The 25,428-nt window shown below is 75.2% G+C and carries 18 protein-coding genes; 10 read left to right on the top strand and 8 right to left on the bottom strand.

All coding sequences use genetic code 11. The features are described from left to right. Positions 1-154 precede the first annotated feature (154 nt). Positions 155-1,705, top strand: coding sequence for a S1 family peptidase (locus ACFYON_RS14140; RefSeq protein WP_355047384.1), 1,551 nt, complete (start codon positions 155-157; stop codon positions 1,703-1,705). Between the two features lie 88 nt (positions 1,706-1,793). Here the strand turns inward: ACFYON_RS14140 and ACFYON_RS14135 are convergent, their stop codons facing one another. Both ACFYON_RS14135 and ACFYON_RS14130 read right to left on the bottom strand, forming a co-directional pair. Then, complete coding sequence (locus tag ACFYON_RS14135) at positions 1,794-3,440, bottom strand: YbjN domain-containing protein (RefSeq protein ID WP_355047383.1); 1,647 nt, start codon at positions 3,438-3,440, stop codon at positions 1,794-1,796. Beyond that, positions 3,437-3,916 (bottom strand): YbjN domain-containing protein, encoded by a 480-nt coding sequence (locus tag ACFYON_RS14130; RefSeq protein ID WP_354865599.1) that lies wholly within the window; start codon positions 3,914-3,916, stop codon positions 3,437-3,439. The genes ACFYON_RS14135 and ACFYON_RS14130 overlap by 4 nt, the downstream gene beginning before the upstream one ends. A 113-nt stretch (positions 3,917-4,029) precedes the next feature. On the opposite strand from ACFYON_RS14130, the gene ACFYON_RS14125 reads away from it, so the two are divergent. Next, on the top strand, positions 4,030-6,477 hold the full coding sequence (locus ACFYON_RS14125) for a DNA translocase FtsK 4TM domain-containing protein (protein WP_354865598.1): 2,448 nt from the start codon (positions 4,030-4,032) through the stop codon (positions 6,475-6,477). A 63-nt stretch (positions 6,478-6,540) separates the two neighbouring features. Here the strand turns inward: ACFYON_RS14125 and ACFYON_RS14120 are convergent, their stop codons facing one another. Both ACFYON_RS14120 and ACFYON_RS14115 read right to left on the bottom strand, forming a co-directional pair. Further along, entirely contained in the window at positions 6,541-6,783 is a 243-nt protein-coding gene (locus tag ACFYON_RS14120) for a hypothetical protein (protein ID WP_354865596.1), read from the bottom strand. 88 nt (positions 6,784-6,871) lie between these two features. Beyond that, positions 6,872-7,186 carry a multidrug efflux SMR transporter gene (locus ACFYON_RS14115; protein ID WP_354865594.1) on the bottom strand — a complete coding sequence of 105 codons (315 nt, stop codon included), beginning with the start codon at positions 7,184-7,186 and terminating at the stop codon, positions 6,872-6,874. Between the two features lie 117 nt (positions 7,187-7,303). Between ACFYON_RS14115 and ACFYON_RS14110 the strand changes: the two genes are divergently transcribed. The 7 genes from ACFYON_RS14110 to ACFYON_RS14080 all read left to right on the top strand — a co-directional run bounded on the left by ACFYON_RS14110 (position 7,304) and on the right by ACFYON_RS14080 (position 13,424). After that, a complete protein-coding gene (locus tag ACFYON_RS14110) occupies positions 7,304-8,227 on the top strand; it encodes an ornithine cyclodeaminase family protein (RefSeq protein WP_354865593.1) in 924 nt (307 codons plus the stop codon). Between the two features lie 49 nt (positions 8,228-8,276). Beyond that, a complete protein-coding gene (rimO, locus tag ACFYON_RS14105) occupies positions 8,277-9,779 on the top strand; it encodes a 30S ribosomal protein S12 methylthiotransferase RimO (protein WP_355047382.1) in 1,503 nt (500 codons plus the stop codon). Positions 9,780-9,826: 47 nt separating this feature from the next. Continuing rightward, on the top strand, positions 9,827-10,408 hold the full coding sequence (pgsA, locus tag ACFYON_RS14100; protein ID WP_354866004.1) for a CDP-diacylglycerol--glycerol-3-phosphate 3-phosphatidyltransferase: 582 nt from the start codon (positions 9,827-9,829) through the stop codon (positions 10,406-10,408). 59 nt (positions 10,409-10,467) lie between these two features. Then, positions 10,468-11,013 carry a CinA family protein gene (locus tag ACFYON_RS14095; RefSeq protein ID WP_354865589.1) on the top strand — a complete coding sequence of 182 codons (546 nt, stop codon included), beginning with the start codon at positions 10,468-10,470 and terminating at the stop codon, positions 11,011-11,013. A gap of 208 nt (positions 11,014-11,221) precedes the next feature. Beyond that, the gene (locus tag ACFYON_RS14090; protein WP_354865587.1) at positions 11,222-11,668 is read left to right on the top strand and encodes a helix-turn-helix transcriptional regulator; all 447 of its coding nucleotides are present in this window, start codon (positions 11,222-11,224) and stop codon (positions 11,666-11,668) included. Between the two features lie 126 nt (positions 11,669-11,794). Then, a complete protein-coding gene (locus tag ACFYON_RS14085) occupies positions 11,795-12,646 on the top strand; it encodes a PspA/IM30 family protein (RefSeq protein WP_354865585.1) in 852 nt (283 codons plus the stop codon). A gap of 16 nt (positions 12,647-12,662) precedes the next feature. After that, on the top strand, positions 12,663-13,424 hold the full coding sequence (locus ACFYON_RS14080; protein WP_354865583.1) for a hypothetical protein: 762 nt from the start codon (positions 12,663-12,665) through the stop codon (positions 13,422-13,424). 105 nt (positions 13,425-13,529) lie between these two features. Here the strand turns inward: ACFYON_RS14080 and ACFYON_RS14075 are convergent, their stop codons facing one another. Continuing rightward, positions 13,530-17,165: a fibronectin type III domain-containing protein gene (locus tag ACFYON_RS14075; RefSeq protein WP_355096444.1), complete on the bottom strand. Its 3,636-nt coding sequence runs from the start codon at positions 17,163-17,165 to the stop codon at positions 13,530-13,532. A 130-nt stretch (positions 17,166-17,295) separates the two neighbouring features. After that, a complete protein-coding gene (locus ACFYON_RS14070) occupies positions 17,296-18,117 on the bottom strand; it encodes a DNA-formamidopyrimidine glycosylase family protein (RefSeq protein WP_354865579.1) in 822 nt (273 codons plus the stop codon). Between the two features lie 109 nt (positions 18,118-18,226). Here ACFYON_RS14070 and ACFYON_RS14065 point away from each other — a divergent pair, with 109 nt between their 5' ends. Beyond that, positions 18,227-19,471, top strand: coding sequence for a hypothetical protein (locus ACFYON_RS14065; protein WP_354865577.1), 1,245 nt, complete (start codon positions 18,227-18,229; stop codon positions 19,469-19,471). A gap of 148 nt (positions 19,472-19,619) precedes the next feature. Here ACFYON_RS14065 and ACFYON_RS14060 read toward each other — a convergent pair whose 3' ends face one another. Beyond that, entirely contained in the window at positions 19,620-20,408 is a 789-nt protein-coding gene (locus ACFYON_RS14060; protein WP_387320783.1) for an S-adenosyl-l-methionine hydroxide adenosyltransferase family protein, read from the bottom strand. Positions 20,409-20,545: 137 nt separating this feature from the next. After that, positions 20,546-25,168 (bottom strand): DEAD/DEAH box helicase, encoded by a 4,623-nt coding sequence (locus ACFYON_RS14055; RefSeq protein WP_387320781.1) that lies wholly within the window; start codon positions 25,166-25,168, stop codon positions 20,546-20,548. Positions 25,169-25,428: the final 260 nt, after the last annotated feature.

Genomic DNA, 25,428 nt, shown 5'->3' with positions numbered 1-25,428 from the left:
GTCCACCGTCCGCGGTGGGCCGGCGTCGTCGCATTCCGGGTACGCCCCGACACGGCGCGTCGAAACCTGCCGCGCGTACTCATCCGATCGGCGTCCGTCTCCGTACCTCCCGACGGCCGGCGTGCCCCTGCGCCGGTCGGGAGGAGCGTGGCGGATGGACCGCAGACGGATGACAGCCATCGGCGTAGTGGTGGCGGCGGCCGGGTTGACGGCGGCGGTGACCCTGCCGTCGTTCGCCGGTGAGGAACCCCGGCGGGCCGCCCCGGCGGCCGACGGCGTCGCGCCGGAGGTCCTGGACGCGATGGGCCGCGACCTCGCGCTGACCCGCGACCAGGCGGTGAAGCGGCTGCGGACCGAGCGGTGGGCGGCCGGCGCCGTCACCCGGCTGCGCGGCGAACTCGGCGCCGGCTACGGCGGGAGCTGGCTCAGCGCGGACGGCGCCACGCTCACCGTGGCGGTGGCCGACGCGGCCGGCGAGGCGCGGGTACGGGCCGCGGGCGCGGTCCCGAAGCGGGTCGCCCGGGGCGTCGCCGAGCTGGACGCGGTGAAGACCCGGCTGGACGCGGCGGGCGCCGACGCCAGCCCCGACGTCGCCGGCTGGTACGTCGACGTCACCGACAACGCGGTGGCCGTGATCGCCCGGCCGGGCGCGGAGGCCGACGGTCGCCGGTTCGCCGCTGCCGCCGGATCGAAGACCGCGATGATCCGGGTGCGTACCGCCGACGAGGCGCCGCGTCCGCTGTTCGACGTGCGCGGCGGAGACGCCTACCTGATCAACAATGCGGGCCGCTGCTCGGTCGGCTTCTCGGTGGTCGGCGGGTTCGTCACCGCCGGGCACTGCGGACAGCCGGGGGATCGCACCACCGGATCCAACCGGGTCGCCCAGGGCACGTTCGCGGCCTCCTCGTTCCCCGGCGACGACTGGGCATTCGTCCGCGCCAACGCCGACTGGACGCCGCTGGGCGTGGTGACCGACTTCAACGGCGGCGGCACGGTGGCGGTGAACGGCTCCACCGAGGCGCCGGTCGGCGCGTCGATCTGCCGGTCCGGCTCCACCACCGGCACCCGCTGCGGCCTGGTCCAGGCGAAGAACGCCACAGTCAACTACCCCCAGGGGACGGTGACCGGGCTGACCCGCACGAACGTCTGCGCCGAGCCGGGTGACTCCGGCGGCGCGTGGCTCTCCGGTGATCAGGCGCAGGGCGTCACCTCCGGGGGCTCGGGCGACTGCACACGCGGCGGCACCACGTTCTTCCAGCCGGTCAACGAGATTCTCCAGCGCAACAACCTGACGCTGGTCACCGCCGGTGACCAGCCCGCGCCCACGCAGCCACCGGCGGGCGGCGGCGAGACCACCCCGCCGGTGACCGCCGAGCCCACCCCGCCGGCCGGCGACACCGACTGCTCCGGCCAGGTCAGCCGGACCGGCCGGATCGCCGCCGGACGGGCCCAGATCCAGCCGGACGGGCGCTTCTTCCGGGTGCCGGACGGCACCCAGGAGGCGTGCCTGGCCGCGCCGGACGGCGCCCGGGTGGTGCTGGAACTGCAACGCTTCACCGGCGGCGCGTTCCGCACCGTGGCTCGCACGACCTCCGCCGACGGCACGGCCCGGCTGACCGCCGAGACCCCGGCCGGCGCCTACCGGTACCGCGTCGTCGGGTTGTCCGGCTCCGGCGAGTACACGCTGGCGTTCTCCGCCCGCTGACCGCCGCACCAGACCGCGGCCCCCGATCACCACCGCCCGGTGGTCGGGGGCCGCGCCGCGCCGGCCGGTTCGCCGGCAGGCCGGGCACTCAGGGCAGCGCGGCGACCGCGTCGGCGTACGCGGTGCCGGTGCGGACCGCGGCGGCCACCAGCACCACGAGCTGAGCCGGAGCCACCCCGCAGGACAGGTCGGTGGAGACGCCCGCGGCCAGCACCAGCATTCCGTCGCCGGGTTCGTGCACGTACGCGGCGGGCAGCAGCCGATCGTGGTTCCAGGCGTTGCAGAACGCGTACGCCTCCGCGCGCCGCTCGGCCGGCAGCCGCCGCTGCGCCACCACCCGGGCGTGCAGCACGTCGCCCCGCCGCCCCAGCCGGCGGAACTGGATCGTGGCCTCGCCCCACCGCCCGGCGAGCGTGCCGTCCGGCTCCACCGTGTACGGCTCGCCCCGGGCGGCGAGCGCGGCGGCGAGCAGCGCCGCGTCCAGCGGGGCCGGTTCCTCCGGGCCGGGCGGGCCGGGCTCGGCCGGATCAGTTTCCGGCTCCTCGTCGAACTCGCTCTCGGCGGCCAGCGACACCGGCGCGGCGAGCGGCCGCTCGGCCAGCCAGGAGGCGATCCGGCCGGACTGGTGCCCGGTGCCGTTGCGGGCGTCGAAGCTGCCGGCGAGCGCCGTCGCCAGCGCTTGCAACTGCGTACCCAGCGTCGCCACGTCCACCTCGGCGGCGGGCCGGGAGCCGTGCCCGGGGCGGTGGATCCGCCGCCCGCCCAGCCCGGCCTCGGTGGCCAGGCCGCACAGCAGCGCGCCCGCCGCGGCGAACTCCATCGCGGACAGGTCGTCGGCCGGGCGGTCCAACTCGGGCAGTTGCTCGGTCAGAATCTCCAGCCCGCGATGCAGGTAGCCGCCCAGCGCGCAGAAGCGCAGATGCGCGGCGAGCAGCGGGAACGCGGTCCGCTCGCCCCGGTGCCGGCGATACGCGTGGACGTGTGCCCGGGCCGCCCGCGTCACCGCTCCGGTACGCAGCCAGGGCAGCAGCCCCACCGCGAGCGCCCGTTCGGGCTGGTCGGTGCAGGTCGCCGCCCCGGCCAGCGCTGCCTCCCGCTCGCCCCGCCGGGTCGGCGCCGTCTGCGGCTCGACCCAACCGGCCAGCGCCGGCGCCAGCGCCGCCAGAGCCGCCTCCGGCTCGCCCCAGCCGGCCAGGAGTTCGGCCCGCCGGGCCGGGGCGCACCCCGGACAGCCGCCCACCGGGTCCGTGGCGTCCGCCGCCGACCAGCGCTCGTACGCACGCCGGGCCGCAGGCTCGTCGCCGAGGTGGTCGGCGAGCCGGCAGCGCAGCTCCGCCACCGGGGCGGCGTCCTCGCCCAGCTCGTCGGCGAGCGCGTCCAACAGGGACCGGGCCTGGTCCAGGCCCACCCGGGGGGTGCCGAACGACGCCTCCACCGCGTGCCGCTGGTGCCGGCGCAACCGGGTCAGCTCCTCGGGGCGGGCGTCCAGCAGCCCGGGGTGCCGGGCCAGCGTGGCCCGCATCCGCCGGACCGGCTCCACCGCGCGCCACCGCTCGCCCCGGTGCAGGTACGCCTCGACCAGCGCGAACCGCGCCGACAGGGCGGTACGCGGATCGCCGGTGGCGTCCGCCCGCGACGCGATCCGTTCCAGCTCGGCGCAGCGCTCGGCGCCGTCGGGCCGGTCCCGGGCGTCGTCGAGCGCGGCGGCCAGTCCCCGGTCGCGTGCCGTGGTCACCGGAGCGTCCCGCCGGCCAGCTCGTCGACGGCGGCGGCGAGCTGGCACCCGGTGGTCACGCCACAGTCGACGAGCCGGTCGAGCTGGTGCGGCGTCACCCCGCGCTCCAGGTCGGCGGTGACCTCGCCGCACACCTGTGCCGACCCGTCGTCGGCGACGTGCACGTACGCCTTCGGCCAGAGCCGGTCGTGGTTCCACGTGTTGCAGAAGGCGTGCAGCTCGGGCACCCGCTCGATGCCGAAGTGGCGCGCCACGACCGTGCGCACCTGAAGAAGCTCGCCGGCCTCGCCCCGGCGGTGGAACCAGATCAGGTTCCGCTCCCAGCGGCCCACGAGCGCGCCGTCCGGTTCCTCGGCCACCGCGTACCCCCGGTGGCCCAGCACGGCGGCGATCAGCTCGCCGGTCAGCGGGCGCAGTTCCTGCGGGTGTCCGGCCAGCGGGCCGTCCGGACCGTCCTCGATCTCCGGCGACGCCATCGGGCATCCCTTCTGAGGCGAATAACACAAACGACGGTCCGACCCGTGCTGCGACGCGCGGACACGACCCGGAAAAGCGGCGATCCACCGGGTGTCGCCGTTACCGTGACTCTATGGCGGGCCGTACCTCTCAGGCGAGCCGGCGGCGCGGCGCGTCGCCGCGTGGCAACACGAACAACCGCGCCCGTCAGCCGGCGAAGAAGGCGGCGGCGCGGAAGACGGCACGGCGGCGCCCGGCCGCCGGGCCGAGCCCGGCCGCGTTCGTCGGCCGGGCCGTGGGCGCCGTCTGGATGGGACTTGCCCACACTGTCGGCTGGACGTTCCGGGCCGCGGGCGCGTCCACCCGGGAGCTGGATCCGGAGCACCGCCGCGACGGCGCCGGGCTGCTGCTGTTCGGCCTGGCCATCCTCAGTGCGGTGGGCATCTGGGGCGGCGGCGCCGGCCCGGTGGGCCGGCACCTGGCCGACACCGTGCGCCTGTTCATCGGCGCCATCTCGATAATCCTGCCGGTGCTGTTCATGGTCGGCGCGTGGCGGCTGATGCGGACTCCGGCCGACCCCGAGCATCGCGGTCGGGGCCTGGTCGGCTGGGGCTCGATGATGCTGGCCACCGCCTCGATGCTGCACATCGGGCAGAACCCGGTCGACGAGGTCCAGCGCGACTTCGCGGGTGGCCTGATCGGCGCGGGCGTGGGCGACCTGCTGAAGTCGGCGGTGACCGCCTGGGTGGCCATGCCGCTGCTGCTCCTGCTGCTGGTGTTCGGCCTGCTCGTGGTCACCGCGACGCCGATCAACAAGATCCCGGAGCGGCTCGGCCTGCGCGCCGACCCGGCCGGGGTGGACGACGACGAGGAGTTCGCCGAGGACGAGGCGCCGGTGAAACCGGCCCGCAAGCGGCCGGCGAAGCGGATGCCGCCGCCGCTGGAGCCGCTGGACCCGGACGACGAGCTGGCCGGCGTGGACCTCCAGGAGACCCTGGTGCTGCCGCGCAAGCCGCCGAAGGTGCCGGCGAACCGCAAGCCGGTGGAGCCGCCGGAGCACTCGCCGCTGCCCACCCGCGCCGAGCAGCTCGCGCTCACCGGGCTGGCCGGCGACTACACGCTGCCGCCCGCGAACCTGCTCGGCGGCGGCGCCAAGCCGAAGACCCGCAGCAAGGCCAACGACGAGGTGATCGCGGCGCTGACCGGCGTCTTCGAGCAGTTCGACGTGGACGCCGCGGTCACCGGCTTCACCCGGGGCCCGACAGTCACCCGGTACGAGGTGGAGCTGGGCCCGGGCGTCAAGGTCGAGCGGATCACCCAGCTGTCCCGCAACATCGCGTACGCGGTGAAGTCGCCGGACGTGCGGATCCTCAGCCCGATCCCGGGCAAGAGCGCGGTCGGTGTGGAGATCCCGAACACCGACCCGGAGAACGTGTCGCTCGGTGACGTGCTGCGCTCCCGCGAGGCGACGAGCGACCACCACCCGATGGTGGCGGCGCTCGGCAAGGACATCGAGGGCGGCTACGTGGTGGCCAACCTCGCGAAGATGCCGCACATCCTGATCGCGGGCGCCACCGGCGCGGGCAAGTCGTCCTGCCTCAACTCGCTGCTGGTGTCCATCCTCACCCGGGCCACGCCGGACGAGGTGCGGCTGCTGCTGATCGACCCGAAGCGGGTCGAGATGACCGGCTACGAGGGCATCCCGCACCTGGTCACGCCGATCGTGACCAACCCGAAGAAGGCGGCCGACTCGCTGGAGTGGGTCGTCCGCGAGATGGACATGCGCTACGACGACCTCGCCGCCAACGGGGTCCGGCACATCGACGACTTCAACCGCAAGGTGCGCAACGGCGAGATCAAGGCGCCGCCGGGCAGCGAGCGGGAGATGCGGCCGTACCCGTACCTGCTGGTGATCGTGGACGAGCTGGCCGACCTGATGATGGTCGCGCCGCGCGACGTGGAGGACTCCATCGTCCGGATCACCCAGCTCGCCCGGGCCGCCGGCATCCACCTGGTGCTGGCGACCCAGCGGCCCTCGGTCGACGTGGTGACCGGCCTGATCAAGGCGAACGTGCCGTCCCGGCTCGCGTTCGCCACCTCGTCGCTCGCCGACTCGCGGGTCATCCTGGACCAGCCCGGCGCGGAGAAGCTGCTCGGCCGCGGCGACGGCCTGTTCCTGCCGATGGGCGCGTCCAAGCCGCAGCGCATCCAGGGCGCCTGGGTCACCGAGCGCGAGATCGCCGACGTGGTGAAGTTCTGCAAGGACCAGCGCGAGCCGGAGTTCCGTCCGGACGTGCTCGCCCCGGCGCAGGACAGCAAGAAGAAGATCGACGAGGACATCGGCGACGACCTGGACCTGCTCGTGCAGGCGGTCGAGCTGGTGGTCACCTCGCAGTTCGGCTCGACCTCGATGCTTCAGCGCAAGCTGCGGGTCGGCTTCGCCAAGGCGGGCCGGTTGATGGACCTGATGGAGACCCGGGGCGTGGTCGGCCCGTCCGAGGGCTCCAAGGCCCGCGACGTGCTGGTCAAGCCGGACGAGCTGGAGGAGGTCCTGGCGGGCCTGCGCGGCGACGGGGACTGACGGCCCCGTAACGCACGACGGCGGCCCCACCTTCCGGTGGTGGCCGCCGTCGGCGGTTCCGGGTCAGTTGAGCAGCGCGGCGACGAGCACGGCGCCGATGATCGCGCCGACCACGCTCGCGGCGGCGGCGTACCAGCCCAGCGGCTTGTCGCCGAGGACGGCGCCGACGATGCCGAGGACCAGACCGAGGACCCCGAAGACCAGCGGGGACACGAAGATCGCGAGGGCCGCGAACACGAACGCGACGATGGTGCAGATGCGGGCGGCGTTGGTGCGCGGACGGGCGGTGGCGTGCATGTTGGCCATGGGGTTCCTCCGTGAGTGGTCTCGCTGTGTGGCGACGAAGGATTCGGTACCCCGGCCGCCGCGTCGTCCAAACCGGATGCGGTATCGATCAGCCGAACAACTTCAGTCCCACCACGCCGGCCACCACCAGCAGCAGGCAGGCCACGCGCGGCAGGTTGACCGGTTCGCCGAGCGCGAGCATTCCGATCAGCGCGGTGCCGACCGCGCCGATGCCGACCCACACCGCGTAGCCGGTGCCGACCGGGATGTCGCGCAGCGCGTACGCCAGGCCGGCCATGCTGCCGGCCAGGGTGACGGCGAAGACGGCGGAGGGGAGAGGGCGGGTGAAGCCCGCGCTGCGGTCCAGCGCGATCGCCCACGCGGTCTCCAGCAGTCCGGAGAGCACCAGCACGATCCAGGCCATGGGTATCACCTCTGACGGGCGGGCCCACCGTAGCACCGGGCCGGCCGCGTCGGCGGCGAGGTGAGAAAGCCCACCATCAGTGGAGTTGACGTCAACTTCAGGTTGCACGATGGAGGTATGACCCTGCTCTTCTCCGACGACGACGTCGCGGCCGCCGTGGACGCCCCGCTCACCGTGGCGGCCATGCGGGACGCGCTGCTGGCCGCGTACGCCGGGCGGCTCATCGCCCCGCCCCGGGCGTCCGCGCCGCTGGGCGGGGGCCGGATGGTGCTGACCGCCGGGCACCTCACCGGGCAGTGGTACGGCTTCCGTTCGTACGACACGTTCGGCCACCCGGAGAGCGGCCAGCTCGTCGTGCTGCACGACGCCACCACCGGTGCGGTACGCGCCATCGCCGTCGGCGAGGAGCTGGGCTCCCGGCGTACCGGAGGACTGGGCGGCGTGGCGGTGGACGCCCTGGCCCGCGCGGACGCCGCCACGGTCGGCGTGGTGGGGTCCGGGCGGCAGGCGTGGACCCAGGTCTGGGCCGCGGCGGCGGTCCGGCCGCTGCGCGAGGTGACCGTGTACAGCCGCTCGGCGGCCCGGCGGGAGGCGTTCGCCACACGCGTCCGCGCCGAGCTGGGCGTGCCCGCCCGCGCGGTCGGCTCGGCCGCCGCCGCGGTACGCGACCGGGACGTCGTGGTGCTCGCCACCACCAGCACCACCCCGGTGCTCGACGCCGCCGACCTGGCCCCGGGCACCCACGTCACCACTGTCGGCTTCAAGCAGGTCGACCGGCACGAGTTCGGGCCCGACCTCCTCGACGCCGCCGACCTGCTGGTCACCGACTCACCCGGGCAGGCCACCGCGTACGTCCCGCCGATGCTCGCCGCCCTGGAGCCGTACGCCGGGCGGTTGCGCGACCTGGGCGCGGTGCTGGCCGGCGCGGTCCCCGGCCGGACCACCGCGGACCAGATCTCGGTCTTCTGCTCCACCGGCCTGGCCGGCACGGAGGTGTTCCTCCTCGACCGGCTGGCCCGGGTGGCCGTTCCCGCTCGCTGAGCCGGCCGGACGGGTGCGCGGCGGACCGGAACCGGCCCGGTACCCTCGGATGGTGTCTGCCTCCTCCTCCACCCCGCGATCCGACGGGCGCCGCGTCGCCCTGCTGACCCTCGGCTGCGCCCGCAACGAGGTCGACTCGGAGGAGTTGGCCGCCCGGCTGCACGCCGACGGGTGGCAGGTCACCACCGACGGCGAGGGCGCCGACGTGGTGGTGGTGAACACCTGCGGGTTCGTGGAGAAGGCCAAGCAGGACTCGATCCAGACGCTGTTGGCCGCCGCCGACACCGGCGCCAAGGTGGTCGCCGCCGGGTGCATGGCCGAGCGGTACGGCCGTGAGCTGGCCGACAGTCTGCCCGAGGCGCAGGCCGTGCTCAGCTTCGACGACTACCCGGACATCGCATCCCGGCTCGACTCGGTGCTCGCCGGCGAGGCGATCGGCGCGCACACCCCCCGCGACCGGCGGGAACTGCTGCCGCTGACCCCGGTGAAGCGCCGCGACGCGGCGGTGTCGCTGCCCGGGCACGGCACCCCGGCCCGGGTCGCTCCGGAGACCGACGCGCACACCCCGGCGCACCTGCGGCAGGTGCTGCGGCACCGTCTCGACACCGGCCCGGTGGCCTCGCTGAAGCTCGCCAGCGGGTGCGACAGGCGGTGCGCGTTCTGCGCCATCCCGGCGTTCCGTGGGGCGTTCGTCTCGCGTACCCCGGACGAGCTGCTCGCCGAGGCCGAGTGGCTGGCCAAGACCGGCGTACGGGAGCTGGTGCTGGTCAGCGAGAACTCCACCTCGTACGGCAAGGACCTCGGCGACCCGCGCGCGCTGGAGAAGCTGCTGCCGCAGCTCGCCGCCATCGACGGGATCGTGCGGGTGCGGGCCAGCTACCTCCAGCCGGCCGAGACCCGGCCCGGCCTGGTCGAGGTGATCGCCACCACGCCCGGCGTCGCCGCGTACTTCGACCTGTCGTTCCAGCACTCCAGCGAGCCGGTGCTGCGCCGGATGCGGCGCTTCGGCTCCACCGACCGGTTCCTGGAGCTGCTGGCCTCGGCCCGCGCGCTGGCGCCGGACGCGGGCGCGCGCAGCAACTTCATCGTCGGCTTCCCCGGCGAGACGAAGCAGGACGTCGCCGAGATGGTCCGGTTCCTGACCGAGGCGCGGCTGGACGCGATCGGCATGTTCGACTACAGCGACGAGGACGGCACCGAGGCCGCCGGGCTGACCGGCAAGGTTTCCGCCGCCACGATCAAGCGGCGGTACGACAAGCTCAGCGCGCTGGCCGACGAACTCTGCTCGCAGCGCGCCGAGGAGCGCCTCGGCGCGACGGTGGAGGTGCTCGTGGACTCGACCGCCGACGGCGTGGTGGAGGGGCGGGCCGCCCACCAGGCGCCCGAGGTCGACGGCTCGACCACGCTCGTCGCGCCGGTCGGCGGCGGCGTGGATCTGGCCGCGCTGCGCCCCGGTGACCTGGTCCGCGCCACCGTGACGGCGACCGAGGGCGTCGACCTGGTCGCCGTGCCGGATGAGATGATCTCGGCGGCGCCCGGCGCGGTACGGTGACGGCGGGCCCGGACGGAGCGGGGAAGCCACGTGGGGCGATGCGGGACATGACGGGGGCGGAGTCGACGGCGGCTGCCCCCGTACCGCTGCTCAACGCGGCGAACCTGCTCACCGGCGCGCGCCTGATGCTGGTGCCGGTCTTCATGGCCACCGTGATCGCCTCCGGCATGAGTCACGCGGGCTGGCGGATGACGGCCTGCCTGATCTTCGTGGTGGCCTCCGCGACCGACCTGGTCGACGGCTGGATCGCCCGCCGGTACGACCTGGTCACCTCGCTGGGCAAGGTCGCCGACCCGATCGCCGACAAGGCACTCACCGGCGCCGCGCTGCTGCTGCTCTCCGTCTACGACCGGCTGCCCTGGTGGGTGACAGTGGTGATCCTGGCCCGCGAGCTGGGCATCACCGGGCTGCGGTTCTGGGTGATCCGGCACGGGGTGATCGCGGCCAGCCGGGGCGGCAAGGTCAAGACCGCGCTGCAGATCCTGGCCATCACCTGGTACCTCTGGCCGATGCCGGAGGCGCCGGCCGCGATCGGGCCGTGGTTCATGGGAGCGGCGGTGGTGGTCACCGTGGTCACCGGGTTCGACTACGTCGCCCAGGCGTTGCGGCTGCGCCGCCCGGCCCGTTGATCCGTTCGAACCGGTCGGCGGGCGAGTAAGCCGGCGTGGGGCGGGAAATGGGGGCGGGCATGGACACCGACGCGAGAAACCAGCGGCCCGCCGGCAGCCCGGCGGCCGCCGTGGTGCACCGCCTGCACGAGTGCGGCCAGACGCTGGCCACCGTCGAGTCGCTGACCGGCGGCCTGCTGGCCGCCGCGATAGTGGAGATCGCCGGCGTCAGCTCGATCTACCGGGGCGGCATGGTGGTCTACGCCACCGAACTCAAGGCGACGCTCGCCGGCGTACCGGAGGACCTGCTGGCCGACCGCGGCCCGGTCGACCCGGAGGTGGCGGTGGCGCTCGCCGAGGGCGGACGGCGGCGGTGCGGCGCGGACTGGGGCCTGGCCACCACCGGAGTGGCCGGGCCGGAGCCGCAGGACGGCAAGCCGGTCGGCCTGGTCTACGTGGCGGTCGCCGGGCCGGACGGCACCGAGGTGCGCCGGCTCGACATCGACGGCGGCCGTGACCACATCCGCTCGGCCGCGGTGATCGAGGCGCTGCGCCTGCTCGCCGACCGCATCGATCTCCCTGAGGGCACCGACGCCGCGCAGGCGGCGGGGGCCGGCCACCGGTGAGCCGCCGAGGCGCCGGCACACCCGGCGGCGGGACCGCCGGGCGGGCCGATCCGCCTGGATTTCGGAGGCGGGGTGGGATGTCGTCGTGGCGACCAACGGGTACGGTTGCGGGAAGGCTCCGGCGGTCGCCGTCGGCGCCGGAGCGGTCCGCCGCGTCCGGCGCGACGCGGTCGGCCGGGGATGGTGGTCCCGTTCAGGGGGAGGTGCGATGGTCCTGCTACGCCGGGTGATCGGTGACGCGCTGCGGGCACGCAGGCAAGGACAGCACCGCACCCTCCGCGAGGTCTCCTCCGCCGCCAACGTCAGCCTCGGCTACCTCTCCGAGATCGAACGCGGCCAGAAGGAACCCTCCAGCGAGCTGCTGGCGGCGATCTGCGACGCGCTCGGCGCCCGCCTGTCCGAGCTGCTGCGCGAGGTGAGCGACACGGTCGCCCTGGCCGAGCAGATGCCCGGCGTGCTGGTGCCGATGGCCGACGAGCGGGTCGAGCCGGCAGCGGTGGCCCCGTCCGCCGTGCGCAAGGCCACCAACCGTGGAGTCCGGCAGGTCACCGACGGCGCCGTCGCCGTCCAGGTCCGGCAGGACTCGCCGCTCAAGGCCACGCTGCGCAGCACCCGCGTACGCCCCGCCGAGCGGGACGTGGTCTGCGCCGCCTGACCCGGCTGCCGCGCCGTGGGCAGTGCTGGCGTCCGCGTCGTACTGTTGATCAGGAGCGTACGGGTGCCGGAGTGGCGTCCGGCTGGAACGATGTAGACGCGACGCTACTGAGGGGACGAGGCGGAGATGGCTAACCCGTTCGTCAAGGGTTGGAAGTACCTGATGGCGCTCTTCGGCGCGAAGATCGACGAACACGCGGATCCGAAGGTGCAGATCCAGCAGGCCGTCGAGGAGGCGCAGCGCCAGCACCAGGCGCTGGTCCAGCAGGCGGCGGCGGTGATCGGCAACCAGCGCCAGTTGGAGATGAAGCTGTCCCGGCAGATGACCGAGGTGGAACAGCTCCAGGGCAACGCGCGGCAGGCGCTGGCGCTGGCCGACCAGGCCCGCGGCAAGGGCGACGAGACCGAGGCGGGGCGCTACGAGCAGTCCGCCCAGATGCTCGCCACCCAGTTGGTCTCCGCCGAGCAGGCGCTGGAGGACCTGAAGACGCTGCACGACCAGGCGCTGGGCGCCGCCGCGCAGGCACGCAAGGCGGTCGAGAACAACTCGATGATCCTCCAGCAGAAGCTGGCCGAGCGCACCAAGCTGCTCAGCCAGCTGGAGCAGGCCAAGATGCAGGAGAGCGTGGCCCGCTCGCTGGAGTCGATGTCGTCGCTCACCGCGCCCGCCAGCACCCCGTCACTCGACGAGGTACGCGATCGGATCGAGCGCCGCTACGCCACCGCCATGGGCCGGGCCGAACTGGCCGGCAACTCGGTCGAGGGCCGGATGCTGGAGATTCAGAAGGCGACCCTCGACTCGTCCGGATCGGCGAGACTGGAGCAGATCCGGTCGAGCATGGCCGGCGAGCAGCTCGGTGCCCGGCACGAGACCCCAGCGGTGGGGCAGCCGACCGACCCGGCCGCCACCGCCCGGCTCGACGAGATCCGGGCCAGCATGAGCCGGGAGCGTGGCACCGGGGAGACCACGACCGGCTGACGGAGGGGCGGACACGATGGCGGACGAACGGGCCCGGCACTTCCGCAGGCTGCGCAGGCTGCGTAACTCGGCGCGTCGGTGGAGCGTGCTGGCCGGAGGGCTCGGCGGCGCCGCCGCGGTGTTGACCCCGTACGCCGGACTGGGCCTGCCGGACGCGGCCTGGGCCGGCGCCGCGGGCAGCGCGATCGCGGTCGCCGCCTGGCGCTGGGTCGACCACCGCGCGCTGGCCGCCGTGCCGCCCCCACCCGCCCTTGATCCGGCCGAGGCCGCCGCCCGCTCCCGGGCCCGGCTGGTCGCCGCCGTCGAGCGGCTCCCGGTCGGGCCGGGCGTCCTGGCCGAGGCTCGCCGGGTCCGTTCCCGCCTCGCGCTGCGCGGCACCGCCGCGGCCGAGCCGTGGGCCCGGCTGGACCGGGCCGCGCTCACCCTGGCCGGGCTGGCCGGGCGGCTGACCGGGCTGGCCGAGCCGGCGGTACGGGAGGCGGCCGAGGCGGACCGGTCCCTGCGCGAGCTGGCGAACCGGGTGGCGGGCGTGGAACGCGCGTCGAAGCTGACGCCGCAGAGCCCGTTGAACGAGGTGCACGCCTCGCTGGTGGCGCAGTTGGAGGACGGGGTGGCCGCGTACGAGCGGCTGGTGGTGGCCGCGGCGGGTTACGTCGCCGAGGACGCCCGCCCGAACACCGCGCACCCGGCCGCCGCGCGGCTGACCGAGGCCACCGACCTGTTGCACGGCGTAGCCTCCGCCCTGGCCGAACTCCGCACCCCCTTGCGCGCCCCCTGACCGTCCCCTCCGGGCGCTCCCACCCCGCCGCTGCGGCTTCCCTCCCCATGATCACCGGCCTGGGCCTGTCTCGGCACCCGGTCGAGGCCGGGGGAGGGCGAGGAGTCAGGTGGGGGTGGTCTTGGGGGTGGGGGGAGTCCAGGGGGAGGTGCCTACGACGTTCGTCGCGCGTACCCGGTAGTGGTAGGTGACCCCGCGCGCCAGGCCGGTGTTCGTGAAGCCACGGCCGGTGACGTGGAACGTCGCCGGTTCGCGGGTGAAGGCGGCGTCGGTGGCGCGCTGCACGATGAACCCGGCGCCCGGTCCGGCCGGCGTCTGCGCCGACCAGCTCACCGTCACGGTGGCCGTGTCCGGCCCGGACGCGCTCGTGGTGACGCTCACCCCGGTCGGTGCGGCCGGCCGCGCCGGGGTGGTCACCGCGGCCACCGTCGACCAGGGGGAGGCCGCGCCCAGGTACGTCGTGCGTACCCGGTAGTAGTACGTGGTGTCCGGTGCGACTGCCGGGTCCACGTGGGCCTCGCCCACGGCGATGGCCGTGGTGCCCGGACCGCTGGTGAACGTCGGGTTCGTGGCCCGCTGCACGTCCACCCCCGTCGCGAAGGAGTGGTTGGCCCAGCGCAGCGCCACCCGCAGTGGCGCGTTCGGCGGCAGCACCGCGGTCAGCCGGGTCGGCGCGGCCAGGTGCACCGCCGCCGGTGTGGCGTTCGACCAGGACGAGCAGCTCACCGCGTTCTCGGCCCGGATCCGGTAGTGGTAGGTGACGCCCGGGGTGACTGTGGCGTCGGTGTACCGCGTGGCGGTGGCGGCCACGGTGATCTGGGTAAGCCCGGTGGAGAAGGCGCTGTCGGTGGCGCGTTGCAGCCGGTGGCTGGTGGGCACGGGACGGCTGCCGTTGCCGGTCCAGGTCAGCGCGATGGCCGGTAGCGCGGTGGCGCCGCCGGGCGCGGGGGTGGCGCCGAGCCCGGTCGGCGCCCTGGGTGCGACGCGCAGGACCAGCGGACGGCTCATGCCCTGGTCGCGCAGTCCGGCCGAGCGGGTCTGCCAGCGGTACTCCCAGCCGAGGTTGACCATCTGGTTGACCACTACCGCGGGGCGGCCGTCGACCGGGCTGACCGGACCGGCGTCCAGCCGTACGCCGGCCGGGCGGGTGGGGTCGAGCAGCCGTACGCTGTCGCCGATCTTGAACGGCAGGGCGGGCGGTACGGGACGCAGCGCCACCACGACGTCCTCCCGGGGGTTGACCCGGACGGTGTCCTTCCAGCCCAGCTCGCCGGGGTCCGGCGGGCGGACCGTGCCGTCCCAGCCGACCCGGTTGACCACCTGTACGTCGCAGCCCTCGATGTGCACCGGATGGGTACGCGGGGCGTCCCCCACGATCCGCCAGAGCTGCGTGCCGTCGCCGGGCGCACCGACCGCCACTGCCGGGTCGGTGGCGTGCAGCACCTCGGTGGCCGGGTCGGCCGGGCCCAGCGGCAGGGTGGCCGGTGCGAGCGGCCCGCTGACCGGGTGGCCGACCCCGAGCCGTCCCACCGCGCGCCCGTGCCGGGGCTCGAACACCTGCCCGACCGACTTCACCGCCAGCGGCAACGTGACCGGGGTGGTCGCGCCGGCCGGCGTGAACGTGACCGAGGCGGCCCGCGCGGGGACGAGCGTCGGGCGCGGGGTGGAGGTGCCGATCGCGGTGTCGTACGCCGGTTGCGGCACGATCGGCGGCGGCTGGCTGCGCGCGTACGCACCCGGGAGCCGGTCGGCGAGCCGCCGCGTGTCGTACGGCTCGGCCGGGCTGCCGGTGACCCGGATCTGGAGCAGCGTACGGGTGTTCGGGCCGTACCCGGGCCGGGTCGGCGGCAGGCCACCGGCGGGGGTCCGGTCCGGCGCGCCGGTGTGGTGGTCGTGGCGCGGATCGAACCGGGGCAGCGGCGCGGGGCAGTCGTTGTAGAGGATGAGCGTGCTGCCCGGCGGCACGGTGGAGAAGTCGATCACCACGTCGGCCCGCTCGCCGGGGGCGAGCAGCAGCGCGTGCCCGTCCACGTTGAGCACCGTCGGGTCCTGCCTGTCGTACCGGTAGTCCACCGGCCGGTTGGTCAGCACGACGGGGGCGGGGAGCAGGCCGCCCTCGTTGCCGATCTGGATCATCCCGGGGCCGGCGGCGGCCGGGTCGGGCACGCCGCCGTCGCGTGCGTCGGCCGGCCAGTAGGCGGGCCGTCCCGGCGCGCGTACCGCCTCGACCATCGGCACCTCACCGGCGTCCAGCTCGCCGGGGGTGCCGTCGTCCGCCCACATCGGCGCGTCCGAGGCGGCCCGGTAGAGCTGGAGGTTGAGCGCCCGGTCCGCGCAGGCGTTGAGGATCCGGAACCGGTACGCGCGCGGCGCGACCTCCAGGTACGGATAGGCCACGCCGTTGACGAGCGGTGTGTCGCCGTACGCCTCGGGGACGGCCGACGGGTGCGGCACGCCCGGCACCAGCGGCGGCTCGTCGGTGTCGGCGTCGGGGTCGTGGTGCGGGTTCGGCACCGGCGCGACCCACGGGCTGGCGCCGCCGTCCGGGTCGTGGGTCCACGGCCCGTAGTCCCAGCGCCCGGTCGGGTTGGTGCCGGTGAGCCGGTACGGGTTCTGCCGGGGCTGGTAGACGTGCGGGTGCCAGAGGCTGCCCTTGGCGCCCCAGCGGTCCCGGTCCCAGGTGGGGTCCTGGGCGGCGAGCTGCGCGTCGTCGGGTACGAACGTCTTGTCCTCGATCACCAGCGGGAACTGGTCGGCGGGCAGCACGCCGTCCTCGACGAGCTGTTCCTCGGCCGGGTCGGTGAGCAGGTAGAGCGCGATCTGCCCGGAGTAGACGGTGAGCCGGGACAGGCCGAGCGTGTTGTCGTGCAGCCACATCAGCCGGCCGCTCTGCTCGTTCGGGAAGTACAGCGTGGTGGCCCCCGCTCCGGGCGGCGGCATGTCCGGCACCGGCGTGACGCCCACACCGACCGGATACGGGGTGATCTCGCCGGCCGGGGTCACCCACTGCCACGGGTTGCCGGCGCTGATCCAGCCGGTCTGCGCGCCGGACAGGTGCGGCACGGCCCGGTTCTGCGGGTACGGCGCGGGCCCGTCGAGCGGCCCGGCGCCGGCGCCGTCGACAGTCTCGTCGACCGGCAGGAACAGCTCGCCGGCCCGGCCGGTGGGGAGCTGGTTGATGAACTTGATCCGCACCGGGCGGCCCCGGCGGGCAACGATCATCGGGCCGAGGTGCCAGGGGCGGCCGGGCGGGCCGACCGTGTTGTGCCCGGAGGCGTCGGTGCCCAGGTTGAGCTGCCGGTAGCCGCGCAGCCGGGTGGCCGGCAGGTCGCGGTGCAGGCGCTGCGCGTACTCCTGGAGGCCGATCTCGTAGTAGTCGCAGCCCGGCCAGGTGATGGTGTCGGGGACGGCGACCGGCAGGCGGGCACCGAGCCCGGCGGTGGCCGGCTGCCCTGGTAGCGGCAGCGGGTCGACGAACTTGCGGAGGCCGGTGCCGGGCACCGCACGGCCGTCCGGGTCGAGCGTGGGCAGCGGGCTGGCGGCGGTGTTCGGCACCGGGCCGAACAGGCGCGGGACGGCGGCCGGGTCCAGGCTCGCCGGCGCCGGGCCGTCGGCCGGTTCCTCGTCGTGCCCGCGAGCGGCCGGAACGGTGGGCGCGACGGAACCGGGCGGCGCGGTCTCCTCGGCGACGACGGCGGCGTGGTCCGGACGTCCGGGCCGGCTGCGGCGGAACAGCACCATGGCTCTCCCCGGGGTCGGGGCGCGCCGGCCGACACCCCGGCGTGGCGGGCGTGCGCGCTGCTGACGATCCGTGAGCGGTCCACCGCAGCATGCGACGTCGGAAGGGCGAGGGGGAATTGCCCAATCGTCCCTATCTCGACTGATCTTCGGCGTTTCGTGGAAGTTCCACGCCGGGCTGGCAGGCCGGACACCAGTAGGTGACCCGTTCGCCCAGCTCCTCCTTGCGGATGGCGGTCCCGCAGCGGCGGCAGGGCTGGGCCCGGCGACCGTAGACGTAGCTGGTGCCGCCGCGGTGCAACACGCCTGTGGTGCTCTGCGTCCACCGGCCCCGGTTGGCCGCGAGCAGCCGCTGGGCCAGCGCCACTGTGGCGGGCAGGTCCGGCACCGCGCCGACCGGCGTCCACGGCGACACGCCGCGCAGGAACAGCACCTCGCACTTGTAGAGGTTGCCCACCCCGGCCAGGTTGCGCTGGTCGAGCAGCGCCTCGCCGACGGTGCGGTCCGGGTCGGCGGCGAGCCGGCGTACCGCCTCGTCGGCGTCCCAGTCCGGGCCGAGCAGGTCCGGGCCCAGGTGGCCGACGAGCGACTCCTCCTCGGCGGTCGGCACCAGCGCCACCTCGTGCAGGTGGTAGCCGACAGCGACCGCGGCGGGGGAGCGGAGCACCACCCGGATCAGGTGCGCCGGCCGCGCGGTCCAGCGCTCACCCGGGGCGTACGCCCGCCAGGCGCCGTCCATCCGCAGGTGCGAGTGCAGCGTCCACTGCCGGGCGTCGGGGTCGGCCAGGCGCAGCAGCAGGTGCTTGCCCCGGCTCGCCGACTCCCGCACGGTCCAGCCGGTCAGGTCGGTGGCGGCGAGCTGCGGCACGCGGAAGTCGGACCCGGTGAGCCGGGCCCCGGCCAGCGCGCGTTGCAGCACGCGCGCGGTGTTCCAGACGGTGTCGCCTTCGGGCACCCGGCCATTGTCCCCCGGTCGAGCAGAACTCGCATGTGTCGCCATTTGTACTGAGGTTCCACATGATCTATGGAAACGCAACGATCAGGGGGTTCTGAGGAGAATGCTGATGGCTCACTCACGACGTCGTACCGTCGTCGCCCTGACCGCACTGCTCACCGTGGCCGCCGGACTGCCCGGCACGCCCGCGCCCGCCGCGCCCTCACCCACCGCCGCACCGGCCCGCGCCGCCGGTCCCGAACGCTGGTCCGTCGACCTCGCCGTGGCCGGCGGCGACGACGTCAACGTCGCCTGGCGGTCCGGCCGCCTGGGGCTGGCCGACCCCCGACCCGCCGTCCGGACCCGCCCGGCCGCCGTGGGCGGACCGGTGGCCGAGGGCATCCTGCTCTCCGCGCCGCGCGCCCTGCGGAAACCCGCGACCCGGGTACGCGCGCAGCTCGCCGCCCGCACCGGCGACGGGGGTACGGCGGTGGCCCAGGTACGCGGCTGGCGTGCCCGTGGCTGGACCGAGTGGCGCGACGGCGCCGACGCGGTCTTCGACCAGCCGGTCAGCCGGGTCCAGGCGCGCGTCGTGCTGACCACCCGCGACGCCGCGTCGGAGGCCACCGTGACCGGCCTGACCCTGGCCGCCGACCGGGTCACCACCACAGCGGTCCAGCCGGCCGCCGCGCTCACCTACCGGGTGTACGCGACCCGCATCGGCCTGGTCGGCGGCACCACCGCCAACGGGCACACCGTGGGCACCCGGGACCACTTCGCGGCGCTGCCCACCCGGCGCGGCCTGTCCCCGCGCGACACTGGTGACTACACGGTCAAGGTCTGCACGACGAGCGGCAGCCGTTGCGAGTACGCACCGGTGTGGGACGTCGGCCCGTGGAACACCAGGGACGACTGGTGGAACCCGGCGTCGGTCCGGGAGAACTGGACGGACCTGCCACGCGGATTGCCGGAGGCGCAGGCGGCGTACCAGAACGGCTACAACGGAGGGCGCGACCAGTTCGGACGTACCGTGCGCAACCCGGCAGGGCTGGACCTCGCCGACGGGACGTTCTGGGACGGGCTGCGGCTCACCGACAACGCCTGGGTGGACGTGACGCTGCTGTGGACCGGCGGCGGGGCGCGGGCGATCGTCGGCTCCGGGCCGCTGAACCTGCGCACCGGGGCGAGCACCTCGTACGCGAGCCGTGGCCTGGCCGCCACGCACGCCCACGTGCCGGTGCGGTGCTACGTCACCGGGCAGCGCGTCGCCGGCACGTACCGCACCACGACGAGGTGGTACCGCCTGGTGGACGGCACCTACGTCAGCCACGCGTACCTGTCCTCGATCTACGGCGCCACCGTCCCCCGCTGCTGACCCCCGCCCGTCACCCCCTCGCCTCTCGCCTCCCGCCTCCCGCTGATCTTGCACTTTCGGCCCGCCCGGTGGGGCTTTCGCCGGATGTGCCGGGGCAGCAACCGCAAGATCGCGGGACCGGGGGGGAGGGGGGAGGGGGAGGGCGGGGTCAGGGGGTGGTGATGGTGACCAGGTCGCCCGGGGCGGTGTTCAGGGTGTCGGCGGCCCGGCCGGTGTTCACCGCGACGGCGACCTGGGCGGCGGAGTCGACGTAGACCACCAAGACGCCCTGCGGCGCGTCGCCGAACGTGCGGCCGTGGACCGCCTCGTGGCCGTTCACCAGCACCCGGGACGGCAGCCCGTCGAGCAGTGGGCCGGGCGCGGCGAGCTGGACGTTGCCGAAGTGGTCGACGGTCAGCACCTCGGCGCGCAGCACGCCGTCCGCCGCGTGCACCACCGGTTCCGGCAGCCGGACCAGCGTGCCCGGGTCCACCGCCGGCCCGGCCTCGGCCACTGGCGCGCCGAGCGCCAGCCGGGCTGCCACCGGCGCGAACACGTCACGCCCGTGGAACGTGCGGGAGACGACCGGGCCGAGCCAGGCCGGGTTGGTCAGCTCCACCGCGGCGACGACCCCGCCCAGCGCCTCGGCGGCCGGGATCAGCAGCCCGTTGTCCGGCCCGACGAGCAGCCCGCCGGGCGCGGCGAGCGCGATCCCGCGTCGCGTGGTGCCCACGCCCGGGTCGACCACTGCCACGTGCACCCCCCACGGCAGGTACGGCACGGTCTGCGCGAGCACCGCCGCGCCCCGGCGTACGTCGGCGGGTGGGATCAGGTGCGTCACGTCGATCACCCGTACCGCCGGGGCGAGCCGGGCCAGCACCCCGTGGCACGCCGCCACGAACCCGTCGGCCAGGCCGTAGTCGGTGGTCAGCGAGACACACTGCGGGGTGCCGTTCACTGGGTGCCCGCCCTGGTCAGGTGCCGAGCCAGCCGCAGCTCGTCGTGCAGCGGGATGCCGTCGGAGCCGACGTGCGGGATCGCCACCGGCCCTCCTCCCGCTCGCGTCCGGCACACCCTAACCGGCACAGCGGGCGGTCAGCCGCGTAGGCGCAGGCCGCGCGGGGTGGCGCGGAAACCGGCGGCGGTCAGCGCGTAGTGCAGCGGGGACGCGTGCACGGCCTCGCCGTCGGCGCGTTCCACCGAGATCGCACCGAGCGCACCGGAGTGCACCGCGTCGGCGAGCGCCTTGCCGGCCGCGCCGAGCGTGTCGGTGTCGTCGGTGAACGACAGGATCGTCCGGCCGCCCCGCTCGACGTAGAGCACCAGATCGCCGCCGACCAGCACGACAAGCGCGCCCGCCTTGCGCCCGGCCCGGTGGCCGGTGGCGGGTGCCGCGCCGCCGCCGGAGTCGACAACGCGTTCGGGCCAGGGCACCGCCGCGCCGTACGGGTTGGCCGGGTCGGTGGCCGCGAGCACCACTGTCGGCCCGCCCCGGCCCTGGGTGTCGTCGGCGAGCGCCCGGATGCGGTCCACCGCGCCGGGCACCGCGAACTGGGCCGCGCCGAGCCCTTCCACGAAGTAGCCGCGCCGGGCCGCCCCGCGTTCCTCCATCGCGGACAGCACCGGGTAGACCCCGGCGAATCCGCCGGTGACCTGCTCGGCCATGACCGCGCCCCGGGTCACCACACCGTGCCGCTCCAGCAGCAGGTCGGCCAGCGCGGCGGCGCGGCGGGTGGGGTCGAGGTCGCGTTCGGGCAGCCGGGACCAGCGACCGGCCATCGTGGGCGGACCGCTGCGGCTGGGCAGCGCGACCCGGCCGGGACGGCGGAAGCGGGTGCGCGGCGCCGACGGCCGGGAGCGGTGCGCCCCACCCGCGCCGAGCGTGGCCCGCAGCGGCGCGAGGGTGTCGTTGGTGAGGTGACCGGCCCACACCAGATCCCACACCGCGCCGGACAGTGCGGCGTCGTCGGTGGCGCCGACCCGGTCGGACAGCGAGCGGAAGAACAGCGCCTGCCCGTCGGCGAGCGCGTCGAGCACCGACTCGTGCAGCGGGGTGAGCGTCAGCGCCTCGTCCGGCGGCGGGAGCAGCAGCGGCGCGACGTCGGCGTACGCGAGTGTCACCCACCCGTCCCCGCCGGAGATCGCGCCCGCGCCGGCCCACACCACCTCGCCGCCGGCGCACAGCTCGTCGAGCTGGGCGGGGGAGTAGTCGGCCACCCGGGCGGGCAGCACCAGGCGTTCCAGCGCGGACGCGGGCACGCTCACGCCCTGCAACTGCTCCACGGCGGCGGTGACCGCCTCGACGCCCCGGGCCGACGATCCGACCTGCTGCCAGCGCGGCAGGAACGCGGCGAGCGCGCGCGGCGGCACCGGCTCGATCTCCCGGCGCAGGGCGGCGAGGGAGCGGCGGCGCAGCAGGCGCAGCACCTCGGCGTCGCACCACTGGGTGCCCACCGTGTCCGGGGCGAACTCACCGGAGACCACCCGGCCGGTCGCGGCGAGCCGGCGCAGCGCCTGCTCCACCACGAACACGCCGAGCCCGAACCGGGCCGCGCAGGTGGCCGCCGCGAACGGGCCGTGCGTGCGGGCGTACCGGGCGACCAGGTCGGCGAGCGGATCGGCCACCGGTGCCAGGTAAGCCTCGGCGACCCCGACGGGCAGCGCCACCCCGAGCGCGTCGCGCAGCCGGGCGGCGTCCTCGACCACCACCCAGCGGTCCTCCCCGGCGATGCGGACGCGCAGCACCCGCCGGGCTGCCGCCAGCTCGCCGGTCCACGACTCCGGCACGCCGCGCTCGGCCAGCTCGGCGCCGCTCAGGTCGCCGACCACGCGCAGCAGCTCGACCACGTCCTCCGGGTCGCGGGGCCGCCGCTGCTCGGTGAGCCAGCGCAGTTGGCGCGCGGTCTCGGTGAGCACCGCCGGATCGAGCAGCTCCCGCAGGTCGACGCGGCCGAGAAGCTCGCCGAGCAGCCCGGAGTCGAGCGCCAGCGCGGCGGCCCGCCGCTCGGCCAGTGGCGCGTCGCCCTCGTAGAGGAACGCGCCGACGTACCCGAACAGCAGCGACCGCGCGAACGGCGACGGGCGCTCGGACTCCACCTCGACCAGGCGTACCTTGCGGGCGGCCAGGTCGCGCATCAGCCCCGCGAGGGCGGGCTGGTCGAACACGTCCTGGAGGCACTCGCGGGCGGCCTCCAGCGTGACCGGGAAGTCGGCGTACTCGCGGGCCACGTCGAGCAGTTGCGCGGCGCGCTGGCGTTGCTGCCACAGCGGCTGCCGCCGCCGGGGGTCACGCCGGGGCAGCAGCAGCGACCGGGCCGCGCACTCGCGGAACCGGGACGCGAACAGCGCCGACGTACCCACCGACTCCTCGACGAGCTGGGCGATCTCGTCCGGCTCGAAGACGACCACGTCGGCGCCGGGCGGGGTGTCGGCGGTGTCCGGCAGGCGCACCACGATGCCGTCGTCGGAGGGCATGACCTGGGCGTCCACGCCGTACCGCTCGGCCAGCCGGCGGCCGATCGCCAGCGCCCACGGCCCGTTGACGCGCGCGCCCAGCACCGAGTGCACGGCGAGCCGCCAGTCGCCGAGCTCGTCGCGGAACCGCTCGACCACCACGGTCCGGTCGTCCGGCAGCGACCGGGTGGCCGCCTTCTGCTCGCGCAGGTAGTTCATCAGGTTGCCGGCGGCCCAGTCGTCGAGCCCACCGGCGCGCAGCGCCGCCACCGCGTCCGCGTCGGACTGCCGCAGCAGCGCCCGGACCCGGGCGCCGATCGCCCGGCCCAGCTCGACCGGGCGGCCGAGCTGGTCGCCCTTCCAGAACGGCATCCGGGCCGCCTGCCCGGGCGCGGGGGAGACCAGCACCCGGTCGGGGGTGATCTCCTCGATCCGCCAGGACGACGAGCCGAGCAGGAACACGTCGCCCACCCGGGACTCGTAGACCATCTCCTCGTCCAGCTCGCCGACCCGGGCCGCCCGCTCGGCACCGGCCAGGAACACGCCGAACAGGCCCCGGTCGGGGATGGTGCCGCCGCTGGTCACGGCGAGCCGCTGGGCGCCGGGCCGGCCGGTCAGCACGTCGGTGGCGCGGTCCCAGACCAGCCGGGGACGCAGCTCGGCGAACGCGGTGGACGGGTAGCGGCCGGAGAGCATGTCGAGCACCGCGTGCAGCGCCGAGTCGGGCAGCTCCGCGAACGGCGCCGCCCGGCGGACCAGCACGGCCAGGTCGCCGAGCGGCCACGGCTCCAGCGCCACCATCGCGACGATCTGCTGTGCCAGCACGTCGAGCGGGTTGCGCGGGTAGTGCAGCTCCTCGATCGCCCCGGCGCCCATCCGCTCGGCCACCACCGTGCAGGAGAGCAGGTCGCCCCGGTGCTTGGGGAAGACGACGCCACGTGAGACAGCGCCCACCTGGTGCCCGGCCCGCCCGACCCGTTGCAGCCCGGCCGCCACGCTCGGCGGCGCCTCGATCTGCACCACCAGGTCGACGGCGCCCATGTCGATGCCCAGCTCCAGGCTGGACGTGGCGACCACGGCGGGCAGCCGACCGGATTTGAGTGCCTCCTCGATCTGCTTGCGCTCCTCCCGGGAGACGCTGCCGTGGTGCGCCCGGGCGATCACCGCCGGCGCACCGGCCGCCGCGCCGGCCTGCGCCATCACCTCCGCCGGCAGCCGCGGCGTCCGCACCGGCCCGGACCCGGCGGCGGGCGGCGGGCCGTCGGCGCCGGGCAGCAGATCGGATACGCGCACCGGCTCTCCGCCCCGGGCCACGCGGCTGCCCTCCTGGGCGGACGCCGCCTCGATCTCCTCGGCGGCCAGCTCGTTGAGCCGCGCGCAGAGGCGTTCGGCGCCGCGCCGGGAGTTGGTGAACACGATCGTGGACCGGTGCGCGCGAATCAGCGCGAACACCCGCTCCTCGACGGCCGGCCAGATCGAGGCGCGGCGGGGGGCGCGGCCGCCCAGGTCGTCCTCGGGCGGCTCCTGCTCGTCGAGGCGGGTCATGTCCTCCACCGGGACCTGGACGCTGACCTCGATGGTCTTGTCGGCCGGTGGTTGCACCACGTCGACCGGGCGCGCGCCGCCGAGGAAGCGGGCGCACACGTCGATCGGCCGGACGGTGGCGGACAGGCCGATCCGTTGCGCGGGCCGGTCCAGCAGCGCGTCGAGCCGTTCCAGGGACAGCGCCAGGTGGGCGCCGCGCTTGGTGCCGGCGACCGCGTGCACCTCGTCCACGATCACCGTGTCGACGCCGCGCAGCGAGTCGCGGGCGGCGGAGGTGAGCAGCAGGAACAGCGACTCGGGCGTGGTGATGAGGATGTCCGGCGGGGTGCGGGCGAAGGCCCGGCGCTCGTCGGCCGGGGTGTCGCCGGTACGCATCCCGACGGTGATGTCCGGCGGGACCAGACCGAGCCGGGAGGCGGCGTGGCGGATGCCGGTGAGCGGGGCGCGCAGGTTGCGTTCCACGTCCACGGCGAGCGCCTTGAGAGGGCTGACGTAGAGCACCCGGCAGCGGCGCCGGGGATCGGCCGGCGGCGACTCCTTGGCGAGCCGGTCGAGCGACCAGAGGAACGCCGCGAGCGTCTTGCCCGAGCCGGTCGGCGCGACCACCAGCGCGTTGCGTGCGGCGGCCACCGAACGCCAGGCGCCCTCCTGGGCCGGGGTGGGCGCGGCGAAGGCCGCGGTGAACCACTCCCGGGTCGCCGCGCCGAACTCCGCCAGCACGCCGCCCGACCCGCTCGACCTGCCTGACCCGCTTGACCCGCTCGACCTGTCTGACCCGCCTGACCTGTCTGACCCGCCTGACGGGGTCACCTCGTCCGCCACGCTCCCATCCTGCCGCGCGGGTGTGACATCCGGCCCGTCGCCGGACCGTTGCGTCCCGCCCGCAGCGGGCGAAGAATGCAATGGGCGATTATTCCGTTAAGTCTTACTTAACTGCTTGCTTGTGAGCAGCAACATAAAGTAACTTCACTCGCGATGCA

This window comes from Micromonospora sp. NPDC005686, assembly GCF_042871665.1.
In the GTDB taxonomy this organism is placed as follows: domain Bacteria; phylum Actinomycetota; class Actinomycetes; order Mycobacteriales; family Micromonosporaceae; genus Micromonospora.
This window is presented reverse-complemented; position numbering and strand designations above follow the sequence as displayed.